This is a genomic window from Pirellulales bacterium (assembly GCA_035533075.1).
In the GTDB taxonomy this organism is placed as follows: domain Bacteria; phylum Planctomycetota; class Planctomycetia; order Pirellulales; family JAICIG01; genus DASSFG01.
In genome coordinates this window covers 1-20,283 of the sequence record DATLUO010000048.1, presented here as the reverse complement: position 1 = coordinate 20,283, position 20,283 = coordinate 1, and the positions used below count along the sequence as shown (strand labels likewise).

General features: G+C 63.7%; 13 protein-coding genes, 1 pseudogene and 1 CRISPR repeat array. Of the genes and pseudogenes, 12 read left to right on the top strand and 2 right to left on the bottom strand.

All coding sequences use genetic code 11. The annotated features are described in order from the left end of the window. Positions 1 to 783: 783 nt before the first annotated feature. From VNH11_06190 to VNH11_06180, 3 genes are all read left to right on the top strand, one after another. The gene (locus VNH11_06190) at positions 784 to 1,350 is read left to right on the top strand and encodes an ECF-type sigma factor (protein ID HVA45959.1); all 567 of its coding nucleotides are present in this window, start codon (positions 784 to 786) and stop codon (positions 1,348 to 1,350) included. A 113-nt stretch (positions 1,351 to 1,463) separates the two neighbouring features. Further along, entirely contained in the window at positions 1,464 to 4,976 is a 3,513-nt protein-coding gene (locus VNH11_06185) for a protein kinase (protein HVA45958.1), read from the top strand. A 127-nt stretch (positions 4,977 to 5,103) separates the two neighbouring features. After that, positions 5,104 to 5,976, top strand: coding sequence for a hypothetical protein (locus VNH11_06180; GenBank protein ID HVA45957.1), 873 nt, complete (start codon positions 5,104 to 5,106; stop codon positions 5,974 to 5,976). Positions 5,977 to 6,017: 41 nt separating this feature from the next. On the opposite strand, the gene VNH11_06175 is transcribed toward VNH11_06180, so the two are convergent. Next, entirely contained in the window at positions 6,018 to 6,857 is an 840-nt protein-coding gene (locus tag VNH11_06175; GenBank protein HVA45956.1) for a hypothetical protein, read from the bottom strand. A gap of 715 nt (positions 6,858 to 7,572) precedes the next feature. Here VNH11_06175 and VNH11_06170 point away from each other — a divergent pair. Together VNH11_06170 and VNH11_06165 are read left to right on the top strand one after the other, a co-directional pair. Continuing rightward, the gene (locus tag VNH11_06170; GenBank protein HVA45955.1) at positions 7,573 to 12,150 is read left to right on the top strand and encodes a hypothetical protein; all 4,578 of its coding nucleotides are present in this window, start codon (positions 7,573 to 7,575) and stop codon (positions 12,148 to 12,150) included. A gap of 89 nt (positions 12,151 to 12,239) precedes the next feature. After that, positions 12,240 to 12,947 carry a PEP-CTERM sorting domain-containing protein gene (locus VNH11_06165; GenBank protein ID HVA45954.1) on the top strand — a complete coding sequence of 236 codons (708 nt, stop codon included), beginning with the start codon at positions 12,240 to 12,242 and terminating at the stop codon, positions 12,945 to 12,947. On the opposite strand, the gene VNH11_06160 is transcribed toward VNH11_06165, so the two are convergent. Next, entirely contained in the window at positions 12,920 to 13,159 is a 240-nt protein-coding gene (locus VNH11_06160) for a hypothetical protein (protein HVA45953.1), read from the bottom strand. The genes VNH11_06165 and VNH11_06160 overlap by 28 nt on opposite strands. Positions 13,160 to 13,392: 233 nt before the next feature. On the opposite strand from VNH11_06160, the pseudogene VNH11_06155 reads away from it, so the two are divergent. The 7 genes and pseudogenes from VNH11_06155 to cas2 all read left to right on the top strand — a co-directional run bounded on the left by VNH11_06155 (position 13,393) and on the right by cas2 (position 19,429). Continuing rightward, a pseudogene (locus VNH11_06155) lies at positions 13,393 to 13,524 on the top strand (MBG domain-containing protein). 33 nt (positions 13,525 to 13,557) lie between these two features. Further along, positions 13,558 to 14,559: an MBG domain-containing protein gene (locus tag VNH11_06150; GenBank protein ID HVA45952.1), complete on the top strand. Its 1,002-nt coding sequence runs from the start codon at positions 13,558 to 13,560 to the stop codon at positions 14,557 to 14,559. A 148-nt stretch (positions 14,560 to 14,707) separates the two neighbouring features. Continuing rightward, positions 14,708 to 15,712, top strand: a complete 1,005-nt coding sequence (gene cas6, locus VNH11_06145; protein HVA45951.1) for a CRISPR system precrRNA processing endoribonuclease RAMP protein Cas6 — start codon at positions 14,708 to 14,710, stop codon at positions 15,710 to 15,712. 254 nt (positions 15,713 to 15,966) lie between these two features. After that, positions 15,967 to 17,010, top strand: coding sequence for a hypothetical protein (locus VNH11_06140; protein HVA45950.1), 1,044 nt, complete (start codon positions 15,967 to 15,969; stop codon positions 17,008 to 17,010). A 392-nt stretch (positions 17,011 to 17,402) separates the two neighbouring features. After that, entirely contained in the window at positions 17,403 to 17,750 is a 348-nt protein-coding gene (locus VNH11_06135) for a hypothetical protein (GenBank protein ID HVA45949.1), read from the top strand. A gap of 65 nt (positions 17,751 to 17,815) precedes the next feature. Further along, on the top strand, positions 17,816 to 19,078 hold the full coding sequence (gene cas1, locus VNH11_06130) for a CRISPR-associated endonuclease Cas1 (protein ID HVA45948.1): 1,263 nt from the start codon (positions 17,816 to 17,818) through the stop codon (positions 19,076 to 19,078). 72 nt (positions 19,079 to 19,150) lie between these two features. Further along, a complete protein-coding gene (gene cas2, locus VNH11_06125; protein ID HVA45947.1) occupies positions 19,151 to 19,429 on the top strand; it encodes a CRISPR-associated endonuclease Cas2 in 279 nt (92 codons plus the stop codon). A gap of 160 nt (positions 19,430 to 19,589) precedes the next feature. Next, positions 19,590 to 20,232: direct repeats of the CRISPR family, unit length 37 nt; unit sequence GTCCGACATGCTGCCCCGGCATCGCGGGGATTGAAAC. Positions 20,233 to 20,283: the final 51 nt, after the last annotated feature.

The following is a 20,283-nucleotide window of genomic DNA, read 5'->3' as shown; positions in this document are numbered from 1 at the left end:
AATTGCTCAAAGAACAGGCAGCCAGATGACCACTATGCACATCATTTGAGCAGCCGCCCAAAACTCCTCCTGTCAGGTTAATCGATGGGCAAAAACCTCGTGTTTCATCGGTTGGTGTAAATTTACACCCACCGTGCGCGGCCGAGCGGGTCGCGGCAGCCGCCCGACGCCGCTGCTCAATTCTTAGGCACGGCTGACGCTCTGCCGACCACTGATCGCTGACCACTAACCACTAACCACTAACCACTAACCACTAACCACTAACCACTAACCACTGACCACTGACGCCGGTCGTGGCGGAAAAGTTTTCCGAGAGGGCCGCGGTGCGCGGGGGGTTGATTGCGTCCGCGCGGACCTCGGCTATGATACGAACATCTTCGCGGATGTCTTGGCGATGGCTTCCCTGACTGAAGGGCGATGGAATGGCACTGTCCTGTTCGCGTGACGGCCCGGCCGCCGAGTTGGGGACGCTTTGCACCGGTTGCAGCGTGGCGCTTGTGCGGAAAGGGGCCTCATCATGCCGCGCTCCTGGTCTGACGCGCTGCTGGCCTGGCTGCACGATCCGCCCGACAAGGCGCTATCGCCGCACGACCTTCGGCTTCGAGGACCTGTTCAAGACCCCCGCCGAGCGCGTCGGGCGGCCGCGCCGAAGTTCTGTCGACAAATCCGCGGGCCATCGTGGCCACCGGCAATGCCACCATTGCCCCAATGCTGGAAAAATGCCGATGGCACTCGTATACTGTCATGCTGTGGGCAAGGGGTTCCGCGTGCGAGATGGCCGCCATGAGCGCGATCGGTGAAAGTCCTTCGGCCGTACGACCCTTGGGTCCGGAGTCCGCCGAGCAGCTTCTTCCGTTGCTCTACGACGAGCTGCGGCGGTTGGCGGCGCGGAAGATGGCCGAGGAAATGCCCGGCCAGACCATTGAAGCGACCGCCCTGGTCCACGAAGCTTATTTGCGGCTGGTAGACAACGACCATCCTCAGCTTTGGAACAGCCGGGGCCATTTCTTCGCCGCTGCGGCGGAAGCGATGCGGCGAATCCTCATTGACCGGGCGAGGCACAAACGAACGCTCAAAGCCGGCGGAGACCGGCAGCGAGTCGAGTTGGTCGATCTGGCACTGGCTTCTGCCGGTCCGGACCTCGACCTGCTGGCCTTGGATGATGCGCTCGCCAAGCTGGAAGAAAAAGACCCACGCATGGCCAAAGTGGTCAAGCTGCGCTTCTTTGCCGGCCTGACCATCGAGGCGGCGGCCGAAGCACTGGGCATTGCCACCTCAACGGCCGACACCGATTGGGCTTACGCCCGAAGTTGGCTCCGCCTGGAAATGGAGGGAGGTCCTGTTACTTGACGGCTGCGGCCACTCGATTTCACTTTCCTGTCGGGGAATCGATCGTCGCTTTTCGCACTGATTGATAGCCACGGCAGTCGCACGGGGGCATTGTAGCGGCGAATCGCTTGAACATGCCGAAATTGGACGAAAGAGATATCTTCGACGCGGCCCGCCGAATCGACGCGCTCGATGCGCGCCGGCTCTATCTTTCGCAAGTCTGTGAAAACAACGACGCCTTAATGGCACGCGTCGAGACCCTGCTGCGAGTGCATGACGACGAGCAGAGTTTTCTGATGTTTCCCGCGGTGCCGCCATCGGTCGCCGCAGCCGCCGTCGGCGAGGGGCCCGGCTCGCAGATCGGCCCTTACAAAATCATCGAGCAGATCGGCGAAGGGGGTTTTGGTATCGTCTTCCTCGCCGAGCAAAAACAGCCGATTCGACGCGTTGTGGCGTTGAAAATCGTCAAGCCGGGCATGGACACGCGAGAGGTCGTCGCCCGCTTCGAAGCCGAGCGACAAGCCCTGGCGATCATGGATCACCCGAACATCGCACGCGTGTTCGAGGGGGGCGCGACCGACTCGGGCCGGCCTTACTTCGTGATGGAATTGGTCAAGGGGGTGCCGATCACGCGCTATTGCGACGAGCACCGGCTTACTCCGCGCGATCGACTCGCATTGGTCGCAACCGTCTGCCGGGCCGTGCAGCACGCTCACCAGAAGGGGGTGATTCATCGCGATCTCAAACCGACAAATGTGCTGGTCGCCGCCTACGATGGCGTGCCTGTGCCCAAGATTATTGACTTCGGCGTGGCCAAAGCGCTCGGCGAGCGATTGACCGAGCGAACCGTGGCAACGAGCTTCGGCGGCATCGTCGGCACGTTGGAATACATGAGTCCCGAGCAGGCCGAGTTCAACGCCCGCGACGTTGACACACGGGCCGACATCTACAGTTTGGGCGTGCTTCTTTACGAGTTGCTCACCGGCACAACTCCCTTGACGCGCGAGCGGCTTAAACAAGCCGCCATGATCGAGGCATTGCGGCTGATCCGCGAGGAGGAACCACCCAAGCCGAGCACCCGCCTGAGCGCGTCGAGTCACGCACGGACGACGGTCTCGGCACAGCGAAAGATGGAGACGGAGAAGCTGGCCCGCGAACTGCGCGGCGATCTCGATTGGATCGTCATGAAGGCGCTGGATAAAGATCGCGACCGGCGCTATCAGACCGCCAACGGGCTGGCGCGCGACATCGAACGCTATCTGCACGACGAGCCGGTGGAAGCCTGCCCGCCGTCTGCCGCCTATAGGCTTCGCAAGTTTGCGCATAAGAACCGCAAACTGCTAACGGCCGCGGCCGCCTTTGCGCTATTGCTGCTCGCCGCCACCGCCATCAGCACTTGGCAGGCATTTCGAGCGACGCTCGCGGAACGCGCGACGGGCCACCAGCGCGATCGGGCCGAACAGGAGGCCACGCGGGCTCTGCTTGCCGAGCGAACGACGGGCCGGGAACGCGACCGCGCCGAGGCGGAAGCCAAACGGGCGCAACGGCACGTTTACGACGCTCACATGAATCTGGCGCAGAACGCCTGGGAAGACACGCGCCTGGGAAGACTCGTTGCGTTGCTCGGCGAACATCGCCCGCAAGAGGCTGACGATGACCTGCGAGGTTTTGAATGGTACTACTGGCGCCGCCTCGCAAACACGCCGCTACTTAGCCTGAGCGGACACCAAGGCATTGTTGCCTGCGTGGCATATAGCGCGGATCGCAAGCGGCTGGCGTCGGCCAGCCACGACGGGACGGCGAAGATTTGGGACGCTGACACGGGCAGCGAGTTGCAAACCTTGCGGGGTCACAGCGGCGGCTTGATCGGCGTGGCCTTCAGTCCCGACGGCAAGCGCCTGGCGACGGCCAGCACCGACAATACGGTAAAAATCCGGGACACCGCGAGCGCGGCGGAACTGGTCACCTTAAAGGGATATTCCAGTTGGGTGACAAGCGTCGCCTTCAGCCCCGACGGAGACGCGCTGGCAACGGCGAGCCACGACGGCACGCTCAAACTATGGCACGTCGCCGACGGCAGCGAACGGCGCACCGTCCAGGCGCATACGGATCTGGTGCAGGCAATCGCCTTCAGTCGCGATGGAAGGCGATTGGCATCGGCGAGCAAGGACAGGACGGTGAAAATTTGGGACACCGCCAGTTGGGCCGACCCGCTGACACTCAGAGGACATACCAATGAAGTGATCGGCGTTGCTTTCAGTCCCGACGGCCAGCACCTGGCCTCGGCGAGCCACGACCGCACGGTCAGGCTCTGGACGGTGGCCACTGGCAGTTGTGAGCACAAACTCATCGGACACACAGAGCGGGTGTACGGTGTGGCGTTCAGCCCCGACGGCCGGCGAGTGGCCTCGTCGAGCTTTGACCAGACGGTCCGACTTTGGGATGCCGACAGCGGTCAGGAGATGGCCACACTGAAGGGCCACACGGGATGGGTTCCTTGCGTCACGTTCAGCCCCGATGGACGTCGAATCGCGTCCGCCAGCGCCGACCAGACGGTGAAAGTGTGGGATGCTTTCTCCGGTCAAGGAGACGTGCTGGAAATGCGACAGGCGAACCTGTCTCCACCGGCGCGTTGCGTGGCCTTTAGCCCCGATGGCACGTTGTTGGCATCGACGTCAAATGATTCGCGGATCGTGCTTTGGGACATGCGCAGCGGGCTGAAAGTGGGCGCCTTGTCGGGACACCAGGGTAGCGTTTACGCGGTCGCCTTCAGCTCCGATGGCCAGCGACTGGCGTCGGCCAGCATGGATCAAACGGTCATGCTCTGGGACGTCGCCAGCCGACGCGGACTTTGTACATGGATCGGACCCCCGGGCGAAGTGGGGGCGGTCGCGTTCAGTGCCGACGGGCGTTGGCTGGCGGCAGGCGGTGACCAACACAGCGTGCGCGTGTGGCGCGCCGCTGGCGGCGGCGAAGAGCGGATCCTACGTGGTCACACAGCCTTGGTGACCAGCGTGGCGTTCAGCCCGGACGGCAAGCGGTTGGCGTCGGCCAGCCACGATCTGGCCGTCAAAATTTGGGACCTTGAGACCGGCAGCCTGGTGCGCAACCTGGTGGGTCATTCCGCGGGTCCGATGGGCGTCACGTGTTTGGCATTCAGCCCTAGCGGCGAACAGATCGCGTCGGCCGGGGCCGACCAGACGATAAAAATCTGGGATGCGGCGACAGGCCAGGAACTACGTACGCTCAAAGGCCACATCAATTGGATCTCAAGTGTGGCGTTCAGCCCTGACGGCGATCGCTTAGCATCGGCCAGCGCCGACAAAACCATCAAACTCTGGGACACAGCCAGCGGAGAGGAGACACTTACGCTGCGGGGCGGATCGGAAAAGTTCATGTCGGTGGCGTTCAGCCGCGACGGAAGGCGTTTGGCCGGCGCCGACTTCGACGGCCGGATCTGGTTCTGGGATGCCCGGCCGTGGACTGCCCAGCTTCGCACCCAGCAGCAAGCTAGGGGCCTGGTTCAACGAATCCTCGAAGATCAACCGTCCAAGACCGATCTGATCTTGCAGATTCAGCAAGATCCGACGGTGCCAGCCGAGGTGCGGCAAACGGCTCTCGACATGCTCGAACGCTGGCAGCCGTAAACGCGGAAAACCAACAAACATTGCGGATTTGCACGGATGCGGTTTGAAGTGGTAAGCTCCCCGCAAGGATTCTCCTCCCGCGAATTCGGACCCCGCATCGCGAGCGGCGCCCGCAAGATCGGTAGAAATGTCGCGTCCGTTTGACGCTACCCTCAAAGAATTGGTCCGTCGCTATCCGCTCGACTGGCTTGCCGGCCTGGAGCTTGACGTTCAACTTCCGGTGCGCGCGCTGGACGTCGACCTCTCCACGGTATCAGCCGAGGCCGATACCGTGCTGGGGATCGGCGACCCGCTCTCGTCGTTGGTCCACATCGAGTTTCAAAGCAGCCGTGACGCATCGCTTTCGCGGCGGCTTTTGATGTATAATGGGTTGTTGCACGCACGATTCGAAGTGCCGGTCCATAGCGCCGTAGTTCTGCTCCGGAGGCAGGCGGATGACCCGGCCATGAACGGCACGCTGCGATACGACACGCAAGGGGGGCGGGCGGGAATCGAGTTTCGTTTCGAGGTTGTACGGATATGGGAGCGGCCCGCGTCAGCGATGCTCACGGGAGGCCTGGGGATGGTGCCCTTGGCGCCGTTGGGCGAATTGCCGGCGGGCAGCTCGCCGGAGGCGGCGTTGGCGGGCCTGCGGCGAATCGACGAACGCCTGGAAGCCGAGCTGCCGTCCGCCGAGGCCAAGCGGTTGTTGATGGCCGCTTGGGTATTGATCGGTATGCGCGTTCCGCGCCCTGCTTTGAGATTTGTTGAGGAGGCATTAACTATGGTTGATTTGCGCGATTCCAGCACTTACCAGTTGATTGTCGAGGAGGGCATGGCGCAAGGCATGGCGAAAGGCTTGCGAACGATGCTGCTGCAGATCGGCGCACGGCGGTTGGGTCGACCGGTTGCCGCAGTGCAAGAATCGCTCGACGCCATCGACGACGTCGCACGGCTGCATCGCCTGGGCGAGCGAGTGCTGGAGGTCGCCACCTGGCAGGAGTTGCTCGACACGCCTTGATCGCCTTGTTGCCGCCCCGACCGTGGTGGCCGTATCGGCGCCTACTCTCTAGGCGGCAGGATCACGAGCGTGGCATACTGCTCGGTCTTATCCGGTACGAGAACCTCGATCCCGCTGCCATCCAGATTCGCCTGACAAATCTTGCCCGTTTCGGTCCAGTAGATTTTGCGGTTGTCAGTGTCGAGGGCCAGGCCGTCGAGGCCGACGCGGCCCGTGACGATCGTCGTTTCGCCCTTCCCGTCGAGGCCGCCGCGGACGATGTTGCCCGGATTCACGTCGGCCCAATAGATCTGATGTTCGACCGTGTCGACCGCGATTCCCATTCGCCGCGAGCGAGTCGTAACAATATCCCTCATCTCCGAGCCGTCGTCGAGCTTGGCGCGCTGGATGGGGCCGCCGCGGCCGCTGTGCGACCAATAGAGGAACCGGTTTTCGAGGTCGATGGCCAGCTCATCGGGATTGAGCAAACCGGTGACAAAATCCTTCATGTCCGTGCCGTCGAGATTGCACTGTAGGATCTTGTGCCCGACGAGACTCGAAATGTAAAGCTTCCGCGATTTTGGATCGACGACGACGTCGCCGGTGTGAATAAGCCCGGCCGCCAGCTCGGTGATTCCTGTACCGTTGAGGTTGGCACGGAACAGCTTGTTTGTCGGCGCGGCGCACTGCGTGAAATAGAGTTGGCCATGCTCGGCGTCGACGGCCAGGCCGTCGGCGTCTTTCATCTCGACGACCAGCGTTACTTCGCTGCCGTCGCGCGCGGCGCGGTAGATGCCTTGGGGCCCGTTCGTCCAGTACATGAGCCCCAGCGCGTCGCCCGCGGTTTGCCTTTCGGGCGGGTCGGCTGCCGCCGCATTCTCCGAGACCCCAAGCCATAACATGAGACAAGTCGCACAGACAGCCCCTAAGCTGGCCGCCAGTCGGCGCCAAACGCAGCCCCGCTCGGCCAGACAAGGATTGTATTCGCGGTGCATGAGAGCGGTTGCTTGTGGATATTCGGGTCTATGGAGCGAAGGAAGAGCACCAAGGGACGAATGAACCACGGATGGCACGGATGGGCACGGATTTGACCAGTGCAATTGTCTTTTATCCGTGCCCATCCGCGTTATCCGTGGTTATGAAAGCTTCGCCCGGAACCTACCGCAAGGCGGCGGACATGGCTTTCGAGCCGCTGACACGGCAATTCATCATAAACTCGTCCGAGCCATTCCGCCACGACGGGTTCGGGGTTCAGGCGTCGGGAGTCGGGAGGACGGCCTTCCTAGGCCGTCCCAACGACGCCAGACGGGCTAGGAAGCCCATCCTCCGAGAATTTTTCGGGGAAACCGCCGCTGCTTTTCGCACTGTACGTAGTAGGGCGATAGTTCGACCGAATTCCTCTGCCGAAGGAGAAACAGCATGTCGCTTGCCTCGATTCTCGATCGTTTGGCCCGTCAGCCGGTCATTTCACGGCGGAAAAAGAGGCGTCGCCCCGCCCGGTATCACGTTGGGATCCTGGAAAATCGCGGATTGTTACCGTCCGGCCGCGGCGCGCGGTCTCGCGATTGCTCTTGCCGGCTGCCGAGCCGGCCCTTCGAGCGGCTCGAGTCTCGCTCCATGCTCAGCACGGTGTCGTGGATCGGGGGGGACGTCCAAGACGGCAAAGGCAACTGGGACAAGGCCGCCAACTGGCTCGACAGCACCGGAATCAATCGCGTGCCCGGCAGCAAAGATATCGTCGGCATCGGCACCACAACACCCGTCACCATCGTTATCAAGCCCGGCGAAACCGAGCAGATCCTCAGTCTCGGCACCGAAAGCGTCGATACCTTGTCGATTGATGGTGGCACCTTGATGGTCACCTCCGGGACGTCCACCTTGGGCGGCCCCTTGTCGATGACGGGCGGCTTGCTGTCCTGCATCCCGACATTGAAAGGCATCGGCGCCTCGTTGACGGCCAACGGCCCCACCACCGTTAAAGACGCCAGCCTTTCGGCCCAAGGCGGCGGCCTGATCTCGCTGCCGAACTTGACGAGCTTTGACTCCGACTTCTCGAGCTTCCAGGCGGACGGCGTCATGCCCGAGTTCCAGGCGAACGGCACCATTACCAAAGGGCCGCCCAGCGTGCTCGACGTTTCCGCCCTGACCAGCTTCACCCAAAAGGGTCCCTGGGCTATCGACGCCACTGACGGCGGCACGGTCAAGTTGGGCGGCCTCACCAGCCTGACCAGCACGATAGGCATCTCCATCGAAGACCTCAGACACGGCACGCTGGATGACGGCAAGGTGACCACTCTCAGCGGAGTGACTGCCGAGCTCGACGGCACCGACCCCGACGTGGCCGCCTCGTGGACCAGCTTCACGGCCGGCAGCCTCACGATCTACGGCAACTCACTGGGCTCCGGCTATAACCTGCCCGGCCTGACCGACGTCGACGATTCGAACCTCGACGTCCAGTCCGGCGGCCAGCTCGCGCTGCCGAACCTGACCAGCTACGACTCCGACGAGACCAACTTCATCGCGGACGGCGACACGACCGTCAACGGCGGCGCCACCGTGGCCAGCCTGCTCGACGTCTCCGCCCTGACCAGCTTCACGCAAAAGAACTTCTGGCATCTCGGAACCATTCACGGCGGCACGCTCAAGTTGGGCGGCCTCACCCGCCTGGCGAGCACGATAGGCATCACCATCGAGGACACCGGCAATAGCACGCTGGACGATGGCAACGTGACCACCCTCAGCCGAGTGAGTGCCACGCTCGACGGCACCGACCCCAACGTGGCCGCCTCTTGGACCAGCTTGACGGCCGGCAGCCTCACGGTCGACGGCAACTCATCCGGTTCCGGCGACAACCTGCCTGGCCTGACCGACGTAGACGACTCGACCCTCGAGGCCCTGTCCGGCGGCCAGCTCGCGCTGCCGAACTTGATCAGCTATGACTCCAACTCCACGACGTTCGTAGCGGACGGCCGGAACAGCGTGCTCGACGTCTCCGCCCTGACCAGCTTCACCCAAACGGGTCCCTGGACTATCGAAGCCACTAACGGCGGCACGGTCAAATTGGGCGGCCTCACCGGCCTGGCCAGCACGAAAGGCATCTTCATCGACGACACCGGCGGAAGCGCGCTGGCCGACGGCAAGTTGACCACCCTCAGTGGCGTGAGTGTCCAGCTCGACGGCACCGACGCCAACGTGGCCGCCTCGTGGACCAGCTTCACGGCCGGCAGTCTCACGATCTACGGCAACTCATCCGGTTCCGGATACATCCTGCCTGGCCTGACCGACGTCGACGACTCGAACCTCTACGTCCAGGCGGGCGGCCAGCTCGCGCTGCCGAACTTGACCAGCTATGATTCCAACGGCACAACCTTCCAGGCGGGTGGCAGCCGCACGAACGTGAACTTCTTGATCGTGACCATTGTGGCCAGTCTGCTCGACGTCTCGGCTCTGACCGGCGTCAGGCAAACAGGCCCCTGGAACATCGAAGCCACGGACAGCGGCAGGCTCAAGTTGGGCGGCCTCACCAGCCTGACCAGCACGAGAGGCATCTCCATCGAAGACGTCCGCAACGGCATCTTGGACAATGGCAAGTTGACCACCCTTAGCGGAGTAACTGTCGCGCTCGACGGCACCTATCCCAGCGTGGCCGACGCTTGGACCACGTTCACCGGCGGCACGCTCATCGGCAACGGAATTCCGACGACGTTTCCGCTGCTGACCGACGCGACGATCAACAACCTCTACCTGGAAACCAACACCACATTCGACTTCCCCGTGCTTACCCGAGGAAGCATTCCGCTGGCAAGCGGTTATACGGTGACCATCCAAAACACCCTGGTGACCCTCCCCGTCTCCGGTAGCACCGGCGCCACCATCAATGTGCCCCCATCGGACGGCTTGACCGTCGTTCTCCAAAACAGCGGCACGTTGTCGGGCGGCACGACCCTGAATGTCGGCCTGGGGACGAACGTCGTGCTGTTGGGCGGCACTTACACCGGCGGCGTCACGTTCAACGTCGGCGCGGGAGCAAGCGCTGATCTCACCGGCGGCGCAACCACTGTCTATTCCGGCACGCTCGCCGGCTCCGGCGGCGGTGCCGTCGAGCTCGGCAGCGGCGCCCTGGAGGCCGGCTCGCCCGGACTGACCTTGAACTTTCTGGGGAGCACGTTCCAGTGGAGCGGCGGCTCCCTTTACAGCACGGACAACGTGACGAACGAGGGCACGATTAACGTCGCCGGCAATCGCACCGAGGAACTCTACGGCGGTTTGACGAACAGCGGCGCCATTACGGTCGGCGCGGGCAGCACGCTATCGGTAGCGGGCACTTTCACGCAAGCCTCCACCGGGACGTTCGACGAGCAGATCGGCGGCACGCCCACCAGCGGCCAGTTCGGACGGGCCGCCATCGACCAGTCGGCCGCTCTGGACGGCAATTTCAACCTCGACCTGGTCAATGGTTACGCGCCCAGCGGAAGCCAGGTTTACCCGGTGCTGACTTACGCCAGTGCAACCGGATCGTTCTCGCAGATTACCGGGCTGCCGCCGAATATGACCGCCGCTCAGACCGCGACCGCGTTCGACCTGGTCGCCAAGCCGCTGACGATCGTCTCGCTGGGCGCGATCGCCACGAACCCGCGCAACGTCTTCATGGCCTCCGACGACGTGACGTTCTCAGAGCCGATCAATCTGACCAACTTCGACTTGAGCGCGGTAACGCTCACGCTCAACGGCGGAGTGAACCTGATCAACAGCGGCGTTACCGTCTCGCTGCTAAGCGGAACGACGGCCACTTATCGCATCGCCGGTCTCGATACGCTCACGACCCCCGAGGGCACGTACGTCTTGACCGTTGATGCCAGCAAGGTGCAAGACCTGATCGGCAACGATGGCACTGGCACCGCCAGCGTGAGCTGGTTGATGGATACCACGCCGCCTACGAGCAGTTCGGTGGCGCCGCTGCCGGTCAGGGAGTCGAGCCTCACGTTCAGCGTGACGGTCAATCCAGGAACCGACCCGCTGTCGGGCGGCGTCGCGTCAGGCATTGTCTCCTACGATATTTATGTCGCCTCGGCCCCGGCCGGCTCGTCGTCGTTGAGCGCCTTCACGCTATGGACCACCGTGCCCGCCAGCAATCTGACTGCCACGTTCACCGCCCAAAGCAACACCACCTATGCCTTCCACAGCATCGCGCGTGATGCCGCGGGGAACTTTGAAGTCAAGGCGGGCAACATCGTCGAGGCCAGTACCTATGTGCCCGACCTTACGCCGCCGGTCACGCAAATCAACTCCGACGCCGCCGATGCAAACGGCACGTTCACCCTGGCGTTTTCGGGAACGAGTCCTGGAGGGAGCGGAGTGATCTGGTTTACGGTGGCGGTGCAAGTCGATAGTAATCCGGCCCAGCAGATCGGCAGCTTCCCCGGCGGCTCTCCCGTGGCGGGCGTCTATTCGGGGCAGGCAAAGTACCAGGGGCTGACCGACGGCACACAGCACACGTATACGTTCTCGATTTACGGCATCAACGGCAACGGCGTGGCGGAGACGATGCACTCCGCGCCGCCGGTGACCGCCACGTTCGCGGTGCCCGACGCGCCGCAGATCACCGACTTCGTCGTCGAGAAGGGATTGTTTGAGCGATCGTACATTCGGTATCTCGATGTGACGTTCAACGAACCGGTCGGCCAGCTCACGCTCGACACCGGCCATGTGCAACTCGTGCATTACGCGCTCGATGGTGTGACGCCGCTTGGCAGCGTGAGCCTTGCCAACCGTATTTCGCTGGTCGATCACGTGATGGAGATTGATTTCGGGGCCGGCGGTATCGGAGGCAAGGAGAACCTGGCCGCCTTGCTCACCAATCTACCGTCGTTAGAAGGCGATGACGGCTATTATGCGTTAACCATTGATCCCGACGGCACGGGCTTGCACGATGCGGTGCTGCACTTCTATCGGCTGTTCGGCGATGTCACGGGGAACGCCAGCGGTGGAGCGACGCAGACGGGCGCCGCAAGCGACGGAGATCTGGTCGGTCAGGTTTCGAGCGCCGACGTGGCCGCCGTTACCGCCGCTTTGGGGCAGGTATCGCCAAACGCTGATATCAATGGTTCGGGCACCGCCGTCACATTGAACGACAAGCTGCTGGTTTCGAAGGCGGTTAACCGGAAGCTGGCGTCGGGCTTGTCGATTGACGATTGACACAATTTAGGTTTGACACCCGAATGACCCCTGACGACGATATGAGCATCAACACCTCTAACATCATGCCGACCAGAAGGACACCCACCATGCCCTTGCGCAAATTCTGTTACGCGGCTGTCTTACTTCTCGCCTGCTCCTCGCCCGCCGCGGCGGCCCTCGTCGTGACAGTGGGAGATCTTACGTTGACCGGCAGTTCGGGCGACGTGCCCGTCTACATCAGCGGCACGGGAGACCTGGTGGGCGTCACGGAGTTTGAGCTGCAAATCACGCCGGTCGGCTCCGCGCCACTGCTGCTGGAGTTCGCGAATTCGCCCGTGCCGGATCCGACCTTCAGCGACCCGACTTACATCTTTTTCGGCCAGAGCGGCGATGCCGCTTCTTCGAGTGGCTTAGGTTCCGCGGCCACGACCAATACTCCCAACGACACGTTTTACGGGCTCGACTCTGCGACCGACCACGACGTGGCGGTAACGTCGCAAAAGCTGCTTGGCGACGTGCCGCTGACAACGCTGGGTTCGCCTGGGGCGACGCCCGATAGCTATCTGATATTGTTGATTCCAAGCAGCAGCTCGAGTCTGACGCCGACGGGCCCCGACGGGAACACGAGTTTCTCCAACGGTACGCAGAGCACCTATTACGCCTTCACCAGCGTACCTGGCACGGTGACGGTTGAGCAGCCGTCGGTGTCACCGGTTCCCGAACCGGGCACGTTCGGCCTGTTGCTGGCCGGCATGGCGGGCATGCTGTGGCTGAAGCGACGGCAGCGCTATGACACAGCGAGGCGCGCATCCTGACCCTTCGTCCAACGGTTGGCGGGAGAGTGCGACAAGCCTGGTGAAACTTCGAGGCATCGAGCGAGGTATAACGATGCCGGCCCGTTGGCGTCGGCCTTGAGCAAGATCGTCGCCCGCCGCAGTTTCTCCGACTTGCCCGCTTCCTTCTTGATGGTCGCTTCGCAAACCGCCCGTTCCTCGTCCGTGAGCCGCACGATATACTTTTTGTTCATCAGAACCTCCTTGTTGATGAGGAGGAGGATGAGGAGGAGGTTCTCCAAAACCGCCGTCATTGGCAATCCCAAAATTTAGTCTGGACGGGGCACTAGCCCTGCGTCTGTTGCTGCACTGCGGGGCCGAGCTCTTTGGTCGGGGCCGAGCACTTTGGTCGCCTGCGGCACGCCCGCGGTTTCGCGCGTGACCAGCCCCATCGAGACTTCATAATTTTTCAAGAGTCAACGGCGACACGTCGAGCGTCGTCAGCGGTGCAGCGAGCCTCACCACGCGCGCCACCTCGGCCAGCGGCGTGGGCAATTACAGCATTACCGTTGGCGCAGGAACCCTCAGCGCCGCCGACTACACGTTCGCCTTCGTCAACCGAACGTTGACGGTCACGCCGGCCCTGCTGATCGTGACGGCCGACAACAAAACGATCGTCTACGGCGCCATCGTTCCAGCGCTCACCGACACCATCGCTGGGTTCGTCAACGGCGACACGGCGAGCGTCGTCACCGGCACGGCCATCCTCAGCACCGGCGCCACCTCGGCCAGCGGCGTCGGCACCTACCCGATCACCGTCGGGCCGGGCACGCTCAGCGCCGCGAATTACACGTTCGCGCTTGTCAGCGGTAACTTGTCGGTCACGCCCGCCACGCTGACTGTCACCGCCGATGACAAGACCAAGGTCTACGGCGCGGGGAACCCACTGCTCACGGATACGATCACCGGTTTTGTCAACAGCGACCCGGCCAGCGTGGTCTCCGGCGCGCCGGCTCTCAGTACCACGGCCACTCCGGCCAGCCCCGTCGGCAGTTACGCGATCATCGTCGGCCAAGGAACGCTCAGCGCCGCCAATTACACCTTTTCCTTCGTGAATGGAACGTTGACCGTCGTCGTCGGTGCCGGGCTGACTGCACTCGATCCGACGGGTCAGGGAAGCCTCGCGATCACCGGAAATGCCAAGGTACTGGTCGGTGCGGGCGGCCGCGCCGAAATCCTGTCGACAAATTCGCGGGCCATCGTGGCCACCGGCAATGCCACCCTGTCTGCTCCGAAGATCGACATCGAAGGCTCTCCCGGCACTTCAATCATCGGCAACGCCAAGATCCAGGGGAATGTGGCAAGCGGACTCACACTCGTGCAAGACCCGGCGTTGGGCGATCCGTTCGCGGCGTTGCCCATGCCCGCACCGCCGGCGACGACCTTCCCGGCGGCGAGCTTCACGGGCAACGCGACGGCGACGCTCCAGCCGGGCACCTGTCTGGCGGTACGGCATGGCTTTCCACCGCTTGCACGGCTCGGCCGCCGCGGCGGTCGCCGTGTACGACCCACGACTTGGCGCCGTAATCGTCGCCTCCCATCATCCAGATTGGCGAGAAGGACAAATCATCGATGTGGAACCGCGCTGAAATGAATGGACACTCGAAGACCGAGCCCATGTTCGGAATAACGCCCTTTCAGGGCTACGAACCCGTCCTTCGCTCGATGACCCAGGGTTGCACCCTGGGCTATCGAATGACGCACCTTCGGTGCTACGCGCGGCGGCCGAGGAGATTTTATCCATGAATATCAACAACCCGGCCCGCCTGGCGACCTTACTCGAACATATCAAGATCCTTCCGCGCCGGCTGTGGCTCGATACGCCGGGCGTGGAGGCCAGCGTGCCCATGCTCCGCGGCGTGTGGGGCGCCGCGCTGCACGAGGTCGACGGCGAAGCGTATCGCGAAGTGTTCGGCGGCGACGAGTCGGCGGGCGCCCCGCCCCAATACCTGCTGCGGCCCGCGCCGCCCGACCCAAGACTGGCGCCCGCCGTCGATTTTTTCCTGTTCGGCCGCGGGCCGCAATACGACCGGGCCTGCCGGCTCGCCTGGCAAGAGGCCGCCGGACGCGGGCTGGGACCGCGGCGGCGGCCGTTCTCGATTCGCGGCGCGTTTGTGCTCGGCCCCGACGGCACGATCAGCGAAGAACCGCGGGCCGCGGCCGACTCCGTAGGGAACGGGGCGCCCTCTGGGCCCTGTGGCGTTCCGGAGATCGCCTCCGCTGGCCGGGCCACCGCCGCCGACGGAACGCCGCAGAGGGCGTTTGCGACAGGGGAGGCGGACGGCACACGGAGTGTGCCTGCTACTTTGGCCTGGCCGCTGTCGCAGGCCGTTTGGCCGCTGCCGCCGCTGGCGCCCTGCCGGCTGGTCTTCCGCGCGCCGCTGCGGCTGCGACGGCGTGGCAGTCTCGTCGAGCAGCCCACGCTGGCCGATCTGGTCGTGGCGGCCTGCCGGCGAATCGAAGCCCTTTTGCCCGACGCCTGTCGCGACGATTGGAAAAACCACTCCGCCGCGGCGTTGGAAACCGCGCGCGCCGCGCCGCAATCGGTCTGGCAGGGCGCGCGTCTCGACTTGCACCGCTGGTCTGCCCGGCAACAGAATGAGCTCGATCTGCACGGAGTCAGCGGCGCGCTTGACTTGCCTGAAGGCCCCGGCGAGCTGGCTCCGCTGTTGGCCGCCGCACACTGGCTGCACCTGGGCAAGGGCACCGTCATGGGGCTGGGACAGTTCGAAGTGGTCGGTGGTTAGTGGTTAGTGGTTAGTGGTTAGTGGTTAGTGGTTAGTGGTTAGTGGTTAGTGGTTGGGGGGAAATTGCAAATTGCGAATTGCGAATTGCAAATTGGCAATTGGAAGCAATGCCTGGAGCAGAAGACAAGACAGCCAAGATCAAAGACCCAAGACCCAAGACCCAAGTCCTGAACCCTGAACCCTGAACCCTGAACCCTGAACCCTGAACCGTGAACCCTGAACCCTGAACCCTGAACCCTGAACCCTGAACCCCCATGTCACTCCAATCGCTCCACGAACGGCTGGCGTCCGGCGCATCGGCTGAGACGCTGGCCCCTGAGATCGAAGCCGCCGTGGTGGCGCGGCGCGACGAGCACGGCGAGCATACCGCCTGGGGCCTGTTGTGCGAGCAGGCCGGCCTGCTGTCGCTGGCCTTTACCGAGTTCCAGTTGGCCCTGCGCGACGATCGCGGCGACGAAACCGCCACGCTGCACCTGGCCGCGCACTATCGCGAACGGGGCGACAACGAACGCGCCTTGAAGTTGCTCGAACGGCTGATCGAGCGCGACGCGGGCCGCGAGGAATGGCTGGCGCCGTACCTTGAATTGCTGGCCGACGACGGCGCCGTGCCGCGCATCGCCGCCGCCGTCGAGCGGGCCGAGCAACGCGGCTTGCCGGCCGCGACCGCCGCGCGGCTGCGCGCCGCTTGGCTGCCGGCACAGGAGTCGGCCGGCGGATCTCGCGGTGCCGGCCCGAGCTCTCACAAGTCGGGCTACGACCGCCAAGATTCCGAACACTTCGCTCCCAGCGAGGCCGATTGCATTCGCATGCACACGCTGTTTGCCGGTCAGGAAGGGGTGTATGCGCGACAGTGGGCCAAACCAGGCGGAGAAACCGGCTATAGCCCGATTCACGAACCGCTCACGCCGGCGGTGCTGCGCCAGCATTTCAACGGTCAGTTCACGGTGGGCGTCTACCCGGTGCGGCTGGACGGCACGGTGACGTTTTTCGCCGTCGATCTCGACATCGACAAAGCCGCCCTGGCCCACGCGCGCGGCGATCCCGACTTTGCCCAAGAGCTGCGCGACTCGTTGCAAACCGAAGGTCCGCGGCTGCTGGGCGCGTTACGCGAGCTGAGCTTTGCCCCGTTGTTCGAGAATTCGGGCTACAAAGGCCGCCACTTTTGGGTCTTTTTGGCCGAGCCGGTGGCGGCCGAGGCGGCGCACCTTTTGGGCCGCTTGTTTCTCGCCTGGCAGTCGCCGCGCTTGCCGCCGGGCCTGCACTTGAGCGGGAGTGGCGGGAGTTGCGGTCGGCGCTGATCGCCGCCCTGGCCGCCCTGCCCGATCGGCAGGTCGCTTGCGGCGGAGGGCAGTACCGTTTAGAAGAAAAAGACGGCGTGGAAGGGTTGGCCTGGACCCGCGGCCACCCCCCGCCCCAAACACCTGACGACTGAGAGGCCGATGCATCGGATCCCATGGTAGACACGGCATTTATCGAGCGCGCCCTCGATCTCTTCCGGGCCGGCAAATCGTACCGCCAAATTGGCGGCGCCCTGGGAGTCTCCCGCCAATACGTTCACCAGACCATCGGGCACCTGATCGGCGGGGCCGCGCGACTTCGCAAATGCCGATCGTGCGGGGCCCAATTCCAAATGAAAACCAACCAGGCCTACTGCGCCTCATGCGCCGCGAAACGGAGAAGCGAAACCAGCTTGGCCGCCGCTTTCGGCACGTGCGAGTGTGGCCGCAAAAAAAGGAAAAGATCCCGTCGCTGCTGGACCTGCCATTTTGCTGATAGCTGTGATGTCGACCTGGCTGTCGCCCTCTACGAACGAGGCTACTCGGCCGCGCACATCGGCGTGTACTTCGGACGGACGACGCCCGCCATTTACAAAGCCTTGCACCGTGGTGGACGGCGTCCGGGGCATGCCAACCGCGCCCGCGCGGCCTACGAGCGGCAGGCGCGGATTCCCATCGAGCAAGCGGCGGCAGGCATCTTGAAACAACGCGCGGCCCGCAAACCACGCCGGACCAAACCCCGGGCCCTGAACCAGCCCTGAACCCCTGAACCCTGAACCCTGAACCCTCCGAGACCCAACCAGACGGCCTGGGAAGGCCATCCTCCATGCACACGCTGTCGATCACCGAACAAGGCATCCAGCTTCACGCCGAAGGGAACCTGCTGGTGCTGATGCGCGGCAAGGCCCGGCTCAGGCAGGTCCGCGCGGCGGAGATCGAGCAGGTGCTGCTCTTCGGCCGCGTCGAGTTGACGTCGGGCGCGGTGGCGCTGTTGGCCCGCCGCGGCATCGATTGCGTCTGGCTGCGGCAAGACGGCCGATTTCGCGCCCGGCTGGCGATGCGGAGCTCGTCCAACGTGCCGCTCCGTTTGGCCCAGTACCGCGCAACCATCGACGCGGAGTTTTGTGCCCGGCTGGCGCGAAACGTCGTCGTCGCCAAGCTCCGCTATCAACGCCAGGTGTTGCTTCGCGCCCAGCGCCGTCTGGCCGACGACGACCTGGCGGTGGTGCTGGGGCAGCTCCGGTTGCTCATGCACCAGGCCGAACGAGAGGCCTCGCTCGACCGGCTGCGCGGTTTCGAGGGGCAAGGCGCGGCGCTCTATTTCAGCCAGTTCGGCAAGCTGCTGCGCGTGCCGCAGTTCGACTTCACGCACCGCAACCGTCGCCCGCCGCGCGACCCGGTGAACGCCTGCCTGTCGTTCGGCTATGCCGTGCTCGGCTCGCTCGTCGAGTCGCAGGCCCAGCGTTGCGGGCTGGACCCGACGCTGGGCTTTTTGCACCAGGCGGCTTACGGCCGGCCATCGCTGGCGCTGGACGTGCTGGAAGAATTCCGGCCGCTGGTCGACGGTCTGGTGCCGCGGCTGCTGAACCGCCGGCAACTTGGCCCCAACGACTTCGAGCGCCGCTCCGACGTCTCGCTGGAAGAGGCTTTGGCCGGCCCGGACGTGCGAGAGGGAGCGACCGAGCGGCTCGAGGAGGAGAGCGGCGCGGCGTTTGACGACAGGAAAGGGTCCGGGGTTCAGGGTTCAGGGTTCAGCGAGGAGGCGGGGGAGAGCGGCGCGGCGTTTGACGACGGCTTCGACGACTTCGCGGGCTGGGCCGCAAACCGTGACGATACGCTCGATACAAGCCATCCAGCCAATCCAAAATCCGAAATCGAAAATCCAAAATCACCGGTGGGCGTCTATCTGGCGGAGCCGGGCAGACGCATCTTTCTCAGCGAGCTCTTTCGCCGGCTGCGCGAGCGGGTGTATTATCCGCCGCGGCAGGCGGCCTGGGAGCTTCGCGACATCGTCCGCCAGCAGCTTTACCACTTGGCCCGGGTCATCGACGGTCGCGACGCGGACTACGCGCCGTTCGTGCCGGAATAGAATCCTGAATCCTGAATCCTGAACCCCGAACCCTGAACCCTGAACCCTGAACCCTGAACCCCGCACCCTTCCATGTATCTTGTTGTCTGCTATGATGTGGTGAGCGATCATCGTCGCGGACGGCTGCTGCGGCGATTGCGCGAGTACCTGCGTCACGTGCAAAAGAGCGTGTTCGAAGGTCCATTGGACGACGAGCGGCTGGCGACTCTGCGGTCCATGATTATCGACGAGATCGATCCGGTGACGGACACGGTTCGGATTTATCATCTCTGTCGCGGCTGCCAGCCGGCGACGGAACTGTTGGGCACGAGCGTGTTTGTGGAGGTCGAGGAGCGCGACGAGGTATACTAAACGAGGGGGTGCGGGGGTTGGCGTTTTCTGTAATGCGTTGTCGGGCAGGAGGTTAAGTGCAAAATGTTGCGTTTGCAACCGACGGCTTGGCTTGAGAGGGATGGTAGGTCGGCGGAAGTGGCCATGCGGCGCATTGTGCCGCAAGGGTTTGGGTGAGCGGCGTCCGACATGCTGCCCCGGCATCGCGGGGATTGAAACTGTGGCTGTACACCGATACGAGGTACACGTTCGTAGTCGTCCGACATGCTGCCCCGGCATCGCGGGGATTGAAACTGCCGCATTCGCGGCGTAAAAGGGTGGTGTGGTGTCCGTCCGACATGCTGCCCCGGCATCGCGGGGATTGAAACGCCTTTCGTGTCTCGGAGCCGCACGCCGAACTGTGCCGGTCCGACATGCTGCCCCGGCATCGCGGGGATTGAAACTCTTCAAGTTCTTTCAAACAGTCCCGCACATAACGCTCGTCCGACATGCTGCCCCGGCATCGCGGGGATTGAAACTTTCCATGTGGCCACGTCTCGTACCAATAGCCGACAACGTCCGACATGCTGCCCCGGCATCGCGGGGATTGAAACTGCAAGCTTCTCCGCGTGGTGCGGTGGAATTCCAGCGGTGCGTCCGACATGCTGCCCCGGCATCGCGGGGATTGAAACACGCGCTCAAAGAACAAATCGCGTCGCTTCAAATAAACGCCGTCCGACATGCTGCCCCGGCATCGCGGGGATTGAAACTTGTGTCGCTCAGCCGGTGCGAGCGTCCAGCGGCCATTGTCCGACATGCTGCCCCGGCATCGCGGGGATTGAAACTCTCGCGACTGGCCCGCTCCGGGATGGTTCGTCCATGCGCCGTCCGACATG